The organism is Nocardioides szechwanensis, assembly GCF_900103935.1.
GTDB classification, from domain to species: domain Bacteria; phylum Actinomycetota; class Actinomycetes; order Propionibacteriales; family Nocardioidaceae; genus Nocardioides; species Nocardioides szechwanensis.
Genome location: NZ_FNIC01000007.1, coordinates 87609 through 101727 on the forward strand (window position 1 = coordinate 87609; position 14119 = coordinate 101727).

The 14119-nt window shown below is 71.2% G+C and carries 14 protein-coding genes; 5 read left to right on the forward strand and 9 right to left on the reverse strand.

What is annotated here, in order from left to right; genetic code table 11:
- Positions 1-56: 56 nt before the first annotated feature.
- Entirely contained in the window at positions 57-1082 is a 1026-nt protein-coding gene (hrcA, locus tag BLR90_RS16180; RefSeq protein WP_091026269.1) for a heat-inducible transcriptional repressor HrcA, read from the reverse strand.
- Positions 1083-1227: 145 nt separating this feature from the next.
- Here hrcA and BLR90_RS16185 point away from each other — a divergent pair, with 145 nt between their 5' ends.
- The 4 genes from BLR90_RS16185 (at position 1228) to BLR90_RS16200 (ending at position 4023) form a co-directional block, all read left to right on the forward strand.
- Entirely contained in the window at positions 1228-1947 is a 720-nt protein-coding gene (locus BLR90_RS16185; RefSeq protein ID WP_143016240.1) for a hypothetical protein, read from the forward strand.
- Positions 1948-1982: 35 nt separating this feature from the next.
- Positions 1983-2846: an MBL fold metallo-hydrolase gene (locus BLR90_RS16190; RefSeq protein ID WP_091026271.1), complete on the forward strand. Its 864-nt coding sequence runs from the start codon at positions 1983-1985 to the stop codon at positions 2844-2846.
- A gap of 19 nt (positions 2847-2865) precedes the next feature.
- The gene (locus tag BLR90_RS16195) at positions 2866-3102 is read left to right on the forward strand and encodes a hypothetical protein (protein WP_091026272.1); all 237 of its coding nucleotides are present in this window, start codon (positions 2866-2868) and stop codon (positions 3100-3102) included.
- Between the two features lie 72 nt (positions 3103-3174).
- Positions 3175-4023: a DUF3097 domain-containing protein gene (locus BLR90_RS16200; protein ID WP_091026273.1), complete on the forward strand. Its 849-nt coding sequence runs from the start codon at positions 3175-3177 to the stop codon at positions 4021-4023.
- Between the two features lie 18 nt (positions 4024-4041).
- Here BLR90_RS16200 and BLR90_RS16205 read toward each other — a convergent pair whose 3' ends face one another.
- From BLR90_RS16205 to lepA, 8 genes are all read right to left on the reverse strand, one after another.
- Complete coding sequence (locus BLR90_RS16205) at positions 4042-4518, reverse strand: TM2 domain-containing protein (protein WP_091026274.1); 477 nt, start codon at positions 4516-4518, stop codon at positions 4042-4044.
- Positions 4519-4539: 21 nt separating this feature from the next.
- Complete coding sequence (hemW, locus tag BLR90_RS16210; RefSeq protein ID WP_091026275.1) at positions 4540-5751, reverse strand: radical SAM family heme chaperone HemW; 1212 nt, start codon at positions 5749-5751, stop codon at positions 4540-4542.
- Positions 5752-5872: 121 nt separating this feature from the next.
- A complete protein-coding gene (locus BLR90_RS16215; RefSeq protein WP_091026276.1) occupies positions 5873-6790 on the reverse strand; it encodes a dioxygenase family protein in 918 nt (305 codons plus the stop codon).
- Between the two features lie 104 nt (positions 6791-6894).
- Positions 6895-8715, reverse strand: coding sequence for an AMP-dependent synthetase/ligase (locus BLR90_RS16220; RefSeq protein WP_091026277.1), 1821 nt, complete (start codon positions 8713-8715; stop codon positions 6895-6897).
- Between the two features lie 46 nt (positions 8716-8761).
- A complete protein-coding gene (locus tag BLR90_RS16225; RefSeq protein ID WP_143016241.1) occupies positions 8762-9997 on the reverse strand; it encodes an MFS transporter in 1236 nt (411 codons plus the stop codon).
- The gene (locus BLR90_RS16230; RefSeq protein WP_174812368.1) at positions 9994-10644 is read right to left on the reverse strand and encodes an MOSC domain-containing protein; all 651 of its coding nucleotides are present in this window, start codon (positions 10642-10644) and stop codon (positions 9994-9996) included. The genes BLR90_RS16225 and BLR90_RS16230 overlap by 4 nt, the downstream gene beginning before the upstream one ends.
- A gap of 57 nt (positions 10645-10701) precedes the next feature.
- The gene (locus BLR90_RS16235) at positions 10702-11613 is read right to left on the reverse strand and encodes an aminoglycoside phosphotransferase family protein (RefSeq protein WP_170254308.1); all 912 of its coding nucleotides are present in this window, start codon (positions 11611-11613) and stop codon (positions 10702-10704) included.
- A gap of 3 nt (positions 11614-11616) precedes the next feature.
- Positions 11617-13500: a translation elongation factor 4 gene (gene lepA / locus BLR90_RS16240; RefSeq protein WP_371863161.1), complete on the reverse strand. Its 1884-nt coding sequence runs from the start codon at positions 13498-13500 to the stop codon at positions 11617-11619.
- A gap of 77 nt (positions 13501-13577) precedes the next feature.
- On the opposite strand from lepA, the gene BLR90_RS16245 reads away from it, so the two are divergent.
- Positions 13578-14114, forward strand: a complete 537-nt coding sequence (locus tag BLR90_RS16245) for a hypothetical protein (protein WP_091026280.1) — start codon at positions 13578-13580, stop codon at positions 14112-14114.
- Positions 14115-14119 lie beyond the last annotated feature (5 nt).

Sequence of the window (14119 nt, forward strand, 5' to 3'; positions counted from 1 at the left end):
TGGTTCCTTGTCTGACTGGTCTATCTGGTCTGGGTCGGGAGGTCGGTGGGCCCGGCTCACGCCTCGTCGAGGATGCGCGAGACGTAACGCGCGACGGCGCGGACCGCCGTCATCGTGCCGGGGTAGTCCATGCGGGTCGGGCCGACGACACCGAGCGTCGCCAGCGCGTCGTCGTGGGGCCCGTAGCCGGTGGCGACCACGCTGGTCGCGGAGAGCTGCTCGTAGGGGCCCTCGTGGCCGATGCGCACGGTCACCATGCCGCCGCTGGTCGCCTCGCCCAGGAGCTTGAGCAGCACGACGTGCTCCTCGAGCGCCTCGAGCAGGGGCCGGACGGCGGAGTCGAAGCTGTCGCCGTAGCGGGCCAGGTTGGCGGCCCCACCCACGGCGATCCGCTCGTCGGAGCGATGGTCGCTCATCGCGTCGGCCAGGGCCTCGACGACCGGACCGACGTACGGCGCGATGGTGCGGCTGGGCGGCTCAGCCGCGAGGGTGCGCAGCGCGGTCACGGCGTCGGCGATGATCGCGCCGGTGACGACGGTGTTGACGCGCACCCGCAGGTCGGCGAGCGCGTCGTCGTCGAGGTCGGCCTCGAGCTCCACGAGGCGCTGCTCGACTCGGCCGGTGCTGAGGATGAGTACGGCGAGCAGCCGGCGGGGCGCGAGCGCGACCAGCTCGACGTGGCGCACCGTGGAGCGCGACAGCGTGGGGTACTGCACCACGGCCACCTGGCGGGTGAGCTGGGAGAGCACGCGGACCGAGCGCTGCACGACGTCGTCGAGGTCGACGGCGCCGTCGAGGAACGTCGACACGGCGCGTTTCTCCGCGGCGCTCATCGGCTTGACCGTGGTGAGCCGGTCGACGAAGAGCCGGTAACCCTTGTCGGTCGGCACCCGGCCGGCGCTGGTGTGGGGCTGGGTGATGTAGCCCTCGTCCTCGAGGGCCGCCATGTCGTTGCGCACCGTGGCCGGCGAGACGCCGAGCTTGTGTCGCTCGACCAGGGCCTTGGAGCCGACCGGCTCCTCGGTGGCGACGTAGTCCTCGACGATCGCGCGGAGCACGGCCAGCCTGCGTTCTTCCTGCACGGTCGCCTCCTCGGGTCCTTGCGTGGTGTTGGCACTCCACTGTCGCGAGTGCCAATGCTACAAGGCCCGCCCGCCCGTCCGCCCCTTCCTCACCCGCCAACCCTTAGGTAGGTTAGGCTTGCCTTACTAACGATGAGGAGTGTCGATGACCACCTATCTCACGATGCGCGACCCGATGACGCTGGCCGCGGCGGCCCGCTCCGTCCTGGCCTGCCCCTCGTCGGTTCACCTGGTGGTCGACGGGGTCGCGGACGTGGCCTCCGAGGACCTCTGCCTGCAGGACCTGGAGGGGACGCCCACCTTCTCCTGCGTGCCGGGAGCCGACCTGGGCCGCGCCGCGGGCCGCCGGGCCAGTGCGCTGCTCACCCTCGAGAGCGGCCTCGGCCGGCCCGGCGCACCCGAGCGGGCCGCCACGCTCACTCTCGCCGGGACGCTGCGTACCGAGAAGCGCGAGGACTGCGACTGCTGCGGCGAGGCGCGCGACATCGTGACCATGAGGCTCACCTTCGCGCTGCTCGCCCACCACCCCGGGCGCGGGCGACCCGAGCAGCAGTTCCGGGTGCCGCTCGACCAGTTCCGCTCCCCCGCCCACCGGCTCAACCGGGGCTACCTCCAGCGCTCCGTCGAGCACGCCAACCAGTGCCACCAGGAGGAGCTGCGCCGCGCGGTCGCCGCCACCTCAGGGACCCGACTCTCGCACGTGGTCGGTGTCTCGCTGGCCGGCCTGCGGCCAGACCGGGTCGAGGTCCAGTGGGTCGACCTCGACGGGGCCCACACCCGCACGCTGACCTTCCCCCGCCCCGCTGCCAGCACCGAGGAGCTCGGCGACCTGCTGCGCCGCGAGCTGCACGCCGGGCTCTGCTGAGGCCGCCCCGATGACGGGGCCCCTAGGGTGGCCGGATGGGGTTCATCGAGGTCGCCGACCGGGTCTGGGTCGCTCGCTACGAGTGGTTCGACGTCAACGTCAGCGTCATCGGCGGGGCTGACGGGCTCCTCGTCGTCGACACCCACGCCTCGGACCTGGCCGCCCGCGGGGTGATCGACGAGATCCGCGCACTCGGCGCCGGCGAGATCGTCGGGGTGGTCAACACGCACGAGCACTTCGACCACACGTTCGGCAACCACGCCTTCCGCACGGCGTGCGGCACCATCCCGATCCACGCCCACGAGACCGCCGCCGAGCGCACCGTCTCCGCCGGCGAGCGGATCAAGGGCCTGTACGACGCCAGCCCGGTCTCCGGCGAGGACGCCGACCCCCACCGCGAGGAGGTGCTCGCCACCGAGATCGTGGCGGCCGACCGCACGTTCTCCTCCGCCGTGTCGCTCGACCTCGGCGACCGTCTGGTCGAGCTGGTGCACCCCGGTCGCGGCCACACGGGCGGCGACCTGGTGGTGCGCGTGCCCGACTGCGACACCCTCCTCGCCGGCGACCTGGTCGAGGAGTCGGCGGCGCCGGGGTTCGGCGGCGACTGCTACCCGCTGGAGTGGCCGTGGACCCTCGACATCCTGCTCGGCCTGACGACGTCGTCCAGCGTCGTCGTCCCCGGGCACGGCGCGGTCGTCGACCGCGAGTTCGTCGAGGTCCAGCGCAACCAGATCGGACTCGTCGCCGAGACCATCCGCGAGCTGGCCGGGCGCGGCGTCAAGGTCGAGGAGGCGCTCCGCGCGGGCGAGTGGCCCTTCCCCGGCGACGCCCTCGCGCAGGCCGTACGACGTGGTTACGAGCAGCTGCCACGCAGCCAGAAGCGCTTGCCCCTCGCGTGAGGCCGCGTAGGTTCTGGTCATGAGCGAATCCCAGGACCAGTCCCCCGACGAGTCGCCGGTCGGCATCAGCGACGACCTGCTGCCCGAGGACCTCCAGCCCGGCGAGGACAACCCGCTCGCCGACGGGCTCGACGACGGCGAGACCGTCGACGACCTGCTCGACGGCGGCAAGGACGCCGAGCAGCTCGAGGACGGGTCGACCGAGGAGTCGTCGGACGAGTCCTCGGACGAGGAGCCTGACTCCGCCGACGACTGACCGGGGACTGAACGCGGACTGACCGGCGCGGCGGAGCGGGCGCTGTCGGCGCGCGCACCTACCGTTGACCCGGTGAGCGACCGCTACGGCACTGACGTCCTGTCCGGCGACTGGCGCAAGCCCAAGCGCGGGCGCGCCGTCGAGGCTCCCGCCGAGCTCGGCGCGGTCGTAGAAGAGGTCACCACCGACTGGGTGGGCGAGATCGTCGCGGTCGACCGCGACCTCCACACCCTGACCCTGGAGGACCGCCGCTCGCGTCGGCGCACCTTCCCGCTCGGGCCGGGCTTCCTGCTCGACGGCCGTCCGGTGATCCTGACCGCGCCGGTCCGCCTGGTGGCCCCGGCCGCACCGACCCGCACCGCCTCAGGCTCGGTCGCGGTCCATGGCGCCAAGGCCCGGGTGGCGCGCGCCAGCCGGATCTTCGTCGAGGGCCGCCACGACGCCGAGCTGGTCGAGAAGGTCTGGGGCGACGACCTGCGCATCGAGGGTGTGGTCGTCGAGTACCTCGAGGGCGTCGACGACCTCGTCGAGCACCTGCGCGCCTTCGGTCCCGGCCCCGACCGCCGTGTCGGCGTGCTGGTCGACCACCTCGTGCCCGGCTCCAAGGAGAGCCGGATCGCCCAGCAGGTGGCCGCCTCCCCCGTCGGTCGCCACGTGCTCGTCGTGGGTCATCCCTACGTCGACGTCTGGGCCGCCGTGAAGCCCGACCGGATCGGCGTCGCCGCCTGGCCCGACGTACCGCGGAGCATGGAGTGGAAGAAGGGCGTGTGTCGCCACCTCGGCTGGCCCCACGCCGACCAGGCCGACATCGCCCGCGCCTGGCAGCACATCCTGTCGCGCGTGCACTCCTACGACGACCTCGAGCCCGCCCTCCTGGGCCGGGTCGAAGAGCTCATCGACTTCACCACCAGCTCCGACTGAGCCAGCTCCGCAACCGGCTCAGCTGCGCAGCATCAACCCGTTGGCGTCCTTGCTGTCGCTGGCCAGCATGATGATGCCGTCGATGACCGGCCACAGTGCGCCGATGCCGCAGGTGAAGATCGTGACCAGCAGCTGCGCGACGCCGATCCCGGAGTCGCCGATGTAGAAGCGCCCGATCCCGAACGGCACCAGGATCTGGAGCAGCCCGGCGACCACCTTGGACTTGTCGGAGTAGGGGATGCCCGTGACCGGGTGGACGCCGTACGGCGCTCCCGGCATGGCGCCCACCGGCGCACCGTAGGACCCGTAGGGCGCCTGCGGGGGCTGCGGGGGCTGCGGCGCGCCGTACGGCGGAGCCGCGGCGGGGGGCGGCGGAGGCACCGAGCCCTCCGGGGCGCCGTAGGGCGGGGGCGGCGGCGTGGGCGCGCCGTAGGGCGGCTCGCCGCCTCCGGGCTGGTTCTGCTCGGACGGGTACTCGGGGCCCTGGTTGGTCATGTCCCCAACCCTAGGGCAGAACTACGGCAGCAGGTCCCTCACCACGGCGTCCGCCAGCAACCGGCCGCGCCTGGTCAGGACCAGCCGGTCGGGGGCCGCCTCGACCAGGCCGTCGGCCACGAGGAGCGGTACAGCGGCCAGCCCGTGCGGGTCGAGCACGTCGGTGGGCAGCCCGTCGCGCAGCCGCACCTCCAGCAGCACCCGCTCGACCCGCCGGCTCTGCGCGTCGAGGACCTCGCGGGCGTGGGCGGGGCTGAGCCCGCGCGCCAGGCGGTCGGCGTACGCCGCGGGGTGCTTGACGTTCCACCAGCGGACCCCGCCGACGTGGGAGTGCGCGCCGGGGCCGACGCCCCACCAGTCGCCGTCGGTCCAGTAGCCGAGGTTGTGCCGGCAGCGGCTGGCGTCGTCGCGCGCCCAGTTGGACACCTCGTACCAGCCGAGCCCGGCGCGGGTCAGCCGCTCGTCGGCGGCGTCGTACTTGTCGGCGAGGTCGTCCTCGTCGGGCATCGGCAGCTCACCGCGACGGACCCGACGGGCCAGCGCGGTGCCGTCCTCGACGATCAGGGAGTACGCCGACACGTGGTCGGGCCCGCACGCCAGCGCCTCGTCGAGACTGCGCTCCCAATCGGCCAGCGACTCGCCCGGCGTGCCGTAGATGAGGTCCAGGCTCACCTGCTCGAACCCCGCGGCCCGGGCCCACGCGACGACGTCGGGCACCCGCGCCGGGTCGTGGGTGCGGTCGAGGACCGCCAGCACGTGCGGCACCGCCGACTGCATGCCAAAGGAGATCCGGGTGAAGCCGCGCTCCCGCAGGCCGGCCAGGGTCTCGGGCGTGACGCTGTCGGGGTTGGCCTCCGTGGTGACCTCCGCGCCGGGTGCCAGCCCGAACTCCGCGGCGATGACGTCGAGCACCGCCCCGAGGTCGTCCGGGCTGAGCAGGGTCGGCGTACCCCCGCCGACGAAGACCGTGTCGACGCGTACGTCGGTGTCGCCCAGCACCTGCCGGGCCCGGCGTACCTCCGAGACCGCGGACGCGGCGTACGTCGCGCGCGAGGCGCCCGGCCCCAGCTCCTCGGCGGTGTAGGTGTTGAAGTCGCAGTAGCCGCACCGCACCCTGCAGAACGGCACGTGCACGTAGAACCCGAACGGCCGCTCCCCCAGCCCCTCCAGCGCCGACGTCGGGAGGGCGCCGTCCTCCGGCACGGGGTCCCCGAGGGGCAGGGCGGACGGCACCGCCCCATCCTCCCCGCGAGTCGGCGCTTATGCACACTCAGGAAACGCCGAGTCGGCGCAAACGCAGTGCACAAGCGCCGACTCGGCGTTTTGACAGCGCGCACAAGCGCCGACTCGGCGGTCAGACGGGGACGTTGAGGGAGATCGTGTAGCCCTCGTCGACGGTGCCGGTGACGGTAGCCATCTGGAGGGAGACGCCGTCGGAGAAGACGTTGTCGCTGTCCAGGCTGGTCTGCTGCATGTTGGCCGCGCTGGCGTCGTACCCGTCCGCGTTGGCGTAGACGTCGTTGCAGACGTCCTCGGGCAGGGCGAGCTGCGAGGTGCGGAGCTTGTTGGTGTAGCTCGTGGCGCCGGCGAGCGTCTGGTAGACCTCGAAGTGCATGTGCGGCCAGCGTCCGGAGTACGCCGCCGGGAAGATGCTGGTGAACTCCACGGTGCCGTCCGCCGCGGTCTCCTGCACGCCGCGCAGGTAGTTCTCGTCGGCGACGTTCTCGGAGTACATCGAGTACTCGCCCTCCCGGTTGCAGTGCCACAGGTAGACCGCGGCGCCGCTGAGCGCCGTCACGTCGGTGCCGTTGAGGTCGTAGACCTTCGGCCGGACCGTGACCGGGACCCCTTCGGCGACGCCCGAGGCGGAGCCGAAGCTGGAGGTGAGGTCACTGCGCACGATGCCGCTCTCGGCGAGCACGTTGACGCCGTTGGAGCCGTCGCCCGGGTAGGGACCGGCGGTCTCCTCGGGGATCTCGCCCTCGGCCACCTCCACCGACGACTCTCCTCCCATGTCACCGCCCCCGTCCGGCGGCGTGCCACCGGGCCCACCGGCCGCCGCACCGGCGTCCGCAGTGGACGCGGTGTCGCTCGCGGTCGAGGTCGAGGAGCCGTCGGCGGCGCAGCCGGCGACCGCCACGACCCCCACGCCGCCCAGGATGCTGAGCAGCCCGCGGCGCCCCCACCGGTTGCGTTCGACGATCTGCGGCAGGTCGTGCGACAGGCCGAGGTCGTGGTCCTCGAGCTCGTCGTGGGCGTGGCCGTGGCTCATGCGTGTCCTCCAGGAAGTGCGAATGGGTGCCGGCGGTCTCCCGCCGACACCCATTCGACCCGGACTCCCTGTGGGGTTCCTGTGCGGAAACCCTCAGGAGCCGGTCAGCTGTAGAACGCCGCGATGCGCTCCTTGTTGTTGTCCTCGACGACGTTGCGCTTGACCTTCATGGAGGGGGTCAGCTCGCCGGACTCGATGGTCAGGTCGTGGTCGAGGATCTCCCACTTCTTGATGGTCTCCCAGCGGTTGAGGCGCGAGTTGAGCTCCTCGACGTAGCCGCCGACCATGTCGTGGACCTTCTCCGAGGTGACGATGTCGGAGTACGACGCGCCGGCCATGCCGTTCTCCTCGGCCCAGCCCGTCATGGCGTCGGGGTCGAGCGTGATCAGCGCGACCACGAAGTTGCGGTCGTTGCCGAAGACCATGAACTGGCTGGCGTAGGGGCACACGGCCTTGAACTTCGACTCGATCGCCGACGGCGCGATGTACTTGCCACCCGAGGTCTTGAAGAGGTCCTTGATCCGGCCCGTGATCGTCAGGAAGCCGTCGGCGTCGAGGCTGCCCTTGTCACCGGTGCGCAGCCAGCCGTCGTCGGTCAGCGTCTTGGCGGTCTCCTCGGGGAGGTTGTGGTAGCCGTCCATGACGTGGGGGCCACGCAGCAGCACCTCGTCACCCTCGCCGATGCGGACCTCGCTGCCGGGCAGTGCCCGTCCGACGGTGCCGATCTTGTTCTCGTCGGGGTGGTTGACCGTGGCGCCCGCGGAGTTCTCGGTCATGCCGTAGCCCTCGAGGATGACGATGCCGGCGGCGTTGAACCACTCGGCGATCTCCTGGTTGAGGGCGGCCGAGCCGGAGATGAAGAAGCGGACCCGTCCTCCGAAGCGCTCACGCACCTTGCTGAACACCAGCTTGTCGAACAGGCCGTGCTGCAGCTTGAGCAGCGCCGGGACGCTCTTGCCGTCGCGCTTGAGGGCCTCGACCTTCAGCCCGACCTCGAAGGCCTTGTTGAAGATCTTCTCCTTGGCCCCACCCTCGGCGGCCTGCATGGTCTGGATCCGGCCGTAGGCCTTCTCGAAGATGCGGGGGGCGGCGCCCATGAACGTCGGCTTCACGATGCCGCAGTTCTCGACGATCTTCTCGACCCGGCCGTCGATGGCCGAGGCGAAGCCGCACGCCAGCTGGGCGGAGAGCAGCACCTTTCCGAACGAGTGCGACATCGGCAGCCACAGGAACTGCAGGTCGGACTCGTCCAGGATGTCCTGCACCTGGATCGCGGCACCCTCGTAGACCCACGCCTTGTGCGTCAGCCGCACGCCCTTGGGGCGCCCGGTGGTGCCGGAGGTGTAGATCAGGGTCGCCAGCTGCTCCGGGCGGATCGACTTCGCGACCGTCTCGATGGCGTCGGGGTGCTCGGCGAGGTAGGCGTCACCGAGCTCGGTCAGCGCGTCCAGCGTGATGATCCAGTCGCCGTCGGCCGTGCCGTCGAACGTGATCACCTTCTCGAGGTGCGGCAGCGACGACTTGTGCTCCTTGAGCTTGGCGATCTGCTCGTCGTCCTCGGCGAAGACCATCCGGCACTCGGAGTCGCCGAGGATGTACGCCGTGTCCTCGGCGTTGGTCGTCGGGTAGACGGTGGTCGTGGCGGCACCCGAGCAGACCACGGCCAGGTCGGCCAGGATCCACTCGTAGCGGGTGCCCGACGCGATGCCGATGCGCTGCTCGGACTCGATGCCGAGGGACAGGAGCCCGGCCGACAGGCTGCGGACCTTGTCGCCCGCCTGCTGCCAGGTCAGGGACTCCCAGGCCTCACCGACCGGGTAGCGGAACGCCTCCGACTGGGGCGACGCGGCTACTCGGTCGAGGAACTGCACCGCCATGTTCTGGGGAAGGTTGTCGACGAAAGTCGTGTCGTGATTGACGGGCATGCCACTCCTGGGTGAAACCGAGACGGGTGTTTGCGAGTAACCTAGATCACTCTTCGTACTCGCGGGTAGTGACCCGCTCTGAGAGACGGTTTTCCTTCGACCTGACCGCCCATCCGACGGCGGGGCCGGTGGCGAGCGCCGCGGCGAGCAGGATGCCCCCCAGCAGCAGCCACCCCAGCAGCCCCAGGGCCAGGGGCAGCAGCGCCAGCACGGTCGGCGCCAGGAACGAGCTGATCGAGAAGCTCATCCCCCAGACCCCCTGGTACTGGCCCATCGCCTCCTCGGGCGGCAGCTCGAAGCCGAGCAGGAACGACGCCGAGGCCTGGGCCAGCTCACCCGCCACGTGCACCAGCGAGCCGACGACCAGCAGCGCCACGGCCAGGCCGGCCGACACTCCCCCGCTGACCCCGAACAGGGCACAGGCGCCGAGGAAGAGGACTCCCGAGAGCACGGTCGCGCGCACGGCGGCCTCGACGGTGGCCACCCGCTTGGCGACCGCCACCTGGGCGAGGACCACCGTGACCGTGTTGATGACCATGAGGATCGCCACCACCGAGCGGGGGGCCTCGGTGTGGTTGACGACCCACAGCGGGATCGCCAGCTCGAGGATCCAGTAGTGCATGCAGACCACGGAGCTGATGCCGGCCACCGCGACGAACGGCAGGTCGCGCAGGGCGCTCAGCATCGCCAGCGCCTCCCCGGCCGGCCGCGGGGGCACGTGCGGGACCAGGGCCATCAGCCCCGCGGTCACGACGTACGTCGCCACGTCGACGTAGAGGACCACGAGGTAGGCCTCGCGGGTGTCGAAGTGCAGGGCGATCGCGGCGACCCCGGTGCCGATGGTCATGCCGACGTTGGTGACCGAGCGCAGGTAGGCCCGGGTGCTGGACCTGGCCGCGCCCTGCACCAGCCCGGCGATCAGGGCGCCGCGGACGGCACCGGCACCCCGGTCGAGCACCGCGATCAGCGTGGACACCAGCACGAACTGCCACCACTCGGTGACGAGCAGGTAGAGCGAGGCCAGCCCCGCGATCACCAGGACCAGGGCGACCTGGACCTCGCGCGGACCGCGCCGGTCGGCCAAGTGGCCGATCGGGACCCCTGCGAACAGCGCGACGCCGGCAGCGATGCTGAGACCGGTGCCGACCTGGAGCACGGAGAAGCCGACGATCCGGGTGAAGTAGAGCGCACTGAGCGTGAAGAAGATGCCGTTGCCGGTGGTGTTGACCAGGGTGGCCAGGGCCATCCGGCGTACGGCGGGCTCCTCGGGAAGCAGCCTCACAGCCGGGTGTTGGCGACGTAGGCGTCGGCCTTGCGGCGCGCCTCGTCCACGAGACCGTCGACCCGGAGCAGCTCGGGCAGCAGGCTGTGGTCGGTGTAGAGCGCCCGGAACATCGTCGACACGGTCACGCCGTGGCCCGGCTCGTGGACCACCGTGATCTCGTCACCGGCCTGCGCGGGGCCGGGCGCGACCACCCGCAGGTAGGGACCGGGCCGACCGACCGTGGCGAAGCGCTTGACCCAGGCGGTGTTGTCGTAGCCGGAGCGGCCCATCCACATCTTGAAGTCGTTGCAGGGGTTGCGCACCGAGCTGACCTCCAGGAGCGCCTCGCCGACCCGCCAGCGCTCGCCGATCTCGGCCTCGTTGACGTCGATACCGACCGTGGTGAGGTTCTCGCCGAACTGGCCGTCGCGGATCTCGAGGTCCAGCTCCCCGGCCCACCAATCGAGGTCCTCACGAGCGAAGGCGTAGACGGCCTGGTCGAGCCCCCCGTGGTGCTTGGTGTCCGACACCTGGTCGCCGGCGGGACCGTAGAGCCCGATCTCGACCTGGCCGGCCACCGGCTGCTTGTCGATGGACGTGCGCCCGATGCCGGCCCAGGGTGCCTCCCGTGGTTGGCCGACGTTGAGCGAGCGCAGGAACGGCATGAGCCCATTGTCCCTGGCGCGGGCCGGCGTCCGCCATCGGATTGCCGGTGGGGCGGGTCAGTCCTGGACGGCCTTGGCGATGGCCACGCACGTCGTCAGGTAGTCGCCGTTCGGGGCGTCCCGGTGGTCCTCGAGCTCCCAGAGGGCGTTGTGGAGCATCCGGACGACCACCCAGTCACGGGCGCGGTCCTCGTCGAGGCCGGCCGCGTCGATGACCGCGTGGAAACGGCGGCGGACTCCCCCGCGGACGTCACCGGCGAGCTCGTCGAAGCGGTTCCACAGCAGCGGCGCGACCTCGTAGTGCGGATCGCCGCTCACCGGCTTGGGGTCGATGACCAGCCACGGCTCACGGTCGGCGGCGAGCACGTTCTCGTAGTGCAGGTCGCCGTGGATCATGGTGCCGTCGCTCGCCGGGTCCGTGACGAACGTCCGCCCCAGTGCGACCGCCTGCTCGACCAGCCGGCGCGGGACCGGCGCGGCCCGGGGCAGCGCGGCCAGGCGGTCCGTCCACCGACCGACGTACGACGTGAGCGTGCGCAGCTGCGGCGGCGCGGGCACGTGGATCCTGGGGTAGAGGCCACCGACGACCTCGCAGGCCTCGATGTCCCACACGTCGGTGAGGTCGCGGGTGTGCAGCCGCTCGAGCAGCAGCAACCGCCGGCGCGGGTCGGCCTGGAGAAGACGCACCGCGCCGTTGCCGCCGAGGCGCTGCAGTGCCAGCGTCTCGTGCTCCTCCTCGTCCCCGTCGGGCATCCCGGGACAGACGAGCTTCAGTACGGCCGGGGTGTCGTCGCGGGTGCGGACCGGGAGCACCAACGCGGTCCACCCGTGCATCGGGTCGCCGTCGCGGGTGAGGTCCCACTCGGCCAGCACGTCGTCGACGAGCCGCGGCAGCCCGCGCACCCAGTCGGCCCACGCCGGGCCGCGCTCGGCGAACCCGAGGACGAACGGGGGCAGGGTCAGGCCCACCGGCTACTTCTTGCCGGACTTCTCGCCGCTCGGGGCGTTGGAGAGAGCGGCGATGAACGCCTCCTGGGGGACCTCGACGCGGCCAACCATCTTCATCCGCTTCTTGCCCTCCTTCTGCTTCTCCAGCAGCTTGCGCTTGCGGGTGATGTCGCCGCCGTAGCACTTGGCGAGCACGTCCTTGCGGATCGCGCGGATGTTCTCGCGGGCGATCACCCGGGCGCCGATGGCGGCCTGGATCGGGACCTCGAACTGCTGGCGCGGGATCAGCTCCTTGAGCTTGCCCGCGAGCATCACGCCGTAGGCGTAGGCGGCGTCCTTGTGCACGATCGCGGAGAACGCGTCGACCGGCTCGCCCTGAAGCAGGATGTCGACCTTGACCAGGTCGGCGGCCTGGTCGCCGGAGCGTTCGTAGTCGAGCGAGGCGTAGCCCTTGGTGCGCGACTTGAGCTGGTCAAAGAAGTCGAAGACGATCTCGCCCATCGGCAGCACGTAGCGCATCTCGACGCGGTCCTCGGAGAGGTAGTCCATGCCCTGGAGGTTGCCGCGCTTGGACTGGCAGAGCTCCATGATCGTGCCGATGTAGTCGGACGGGGTCAGGATCGTGGCGCGTACGACGGGCTCGCGGACCTCGGCGATCTTGCCGCCGTCGGGGTACTCGCTCGGGTTGGTCACCTCGATGACCTTGCCGTCCTCCATGACGACCTCGTAGACCACGTTGGGCGCGGTCGAGATCAGGTCGAGGTTGAACTCGCGCTCGAGCCGCTCGCGCACGATCTCCATGTGCAGCAGGCCGAGGAAGCCGCAGCGGAACCCGAAGCCGAGCGCCCCGGAGGTCTCCGGCTCGTAGGCCAGCGCGGCGTCGTTGAGCTGCAGCCGCTCCAATGCGTCGCGCAGCGTCGGGTAGTCGTCGCCGTCGATCGGGTAGAGGCCGGAGTAGACCATGGGGTTGGGGTGCTTGTAGCCGCCGAGGTCCTCGGTGGCGCCGTGGTGCTGGCTGGTGACGGTGTCACCGACCCGCGACTGGCGCACGTCCTTCACGCCCGTGATCAGGTAGCCGACCTCGCCGACCCCGAGCTCGGTGGCCTTGACCGGCTCGGGACTGATCACGCCGACCTCGAGCATCTCGTGCACGACGCCGGTGGACATCATCTTGATCCGGTCGCGGTGGCTGAGCTTGCCGTCGACGACGCGGACGTAGGTGACGACGCCGCGGTAGGTGTCGTAGACGGAGTCGAAGATCAGGGCCCGCGCCGGGGCGTCGGCGTCGCCGACGGGCGCCGGGGTCTGCCGGACGATCTCGTTGAGCAGCGCCTCGACGCCCAGGCCGGTCTTCGCCGAGGTCTGCAGCACGTCGGCCGGGTCGCAGCCGATGATGCCGGCGAGCTCGGCGGCGTACTTCTCGGGCTGGGCGTTGGGCAGGTCGATCTTGTTGAGCACCGGGATGATCGTGAGGTCGGCGCCCAGCGCGAGGTACAGGTTGGCCAGCGTCTGGGCCTCGATGCCCTGCGCGGCGTCGACGAGCAAGACCGCGGCCTCGCAGGCCTCCAGCGAGCGGGAGACCTCGTAGGTGAAGTCGACGTGTCCGGGGGTGTCGATCATGTTGAGCACGTAGTTGCCCGGCGTGGCGCCCTGGTCGTTGTCGGCCGGCACCGTCCACGGCATCCGGACGGCCTGGCTCTTGATCGTGATGCCGCGCTCGCGCTCGATGTCCATGCGGTCGAGGTACTGCGCACGGGCGGCGCGGGCGTCGACGACGCCGGTCAGCTGAAGCATCCGGTCGGCCAGCGTCGACTTGCCGTGGTCGATGTGCGCGATGATGCAGAAGTTCCTGATGATCGCGGGGTCGGTGTAGCCCGGACGGGCAGCGGCAGAGGGCGAGGACACGATGCCAGATCCTCCCACGCGGAAGGTCTGGACCGAGAATCCGTTTGCGGGCCTGGTGCCTGCGAGCCGAGACTCGAGCGGTGCAGGTGGCCTTCCGACGTACCGGTGAGCGGCGGTACGCCGTCGACGTGCACCGCGAGCGCTACCCCGACCTCACGATGGACCCGGCCCCCGGCTACCAGGACGAGCTCCCCCACGACCTCCTGCACTTCCTGGTCGAGCTGCACTGGGGCCTCCGCGACGGGATCTTCGGACAGGTCGCCGGCGGTGGCAACGCGTGGACGTTCCGGTTGGCGCCCGGCGACGGACCCGTGACGCGTGACTCCCGGCGCCGGGCCCGGCGCGTGCGCGAGGGCAACCAGACCGGCGGGCGCGACATCGGACGCTCGGAGGTGCTGGCCCGGGTCGTCCACGAGCGCTGGCACGCGCGCCGGCCCGGGGTCGGCCGGCCGTCGTGGCACGACGCGGGCCTCTGCGACTCCGGCGCCACCGAGGCGGAGATCCAGGCGTGGCTGGCGCTGGCCGAGAGGTTCGTACGGGACTGGCAGTCGACTCAGGTGGGCGCGTACGTCGCCTACGAGTGGCCATGGCCGGAGACCGGGGCGCGGCGTGTGTGACGGAG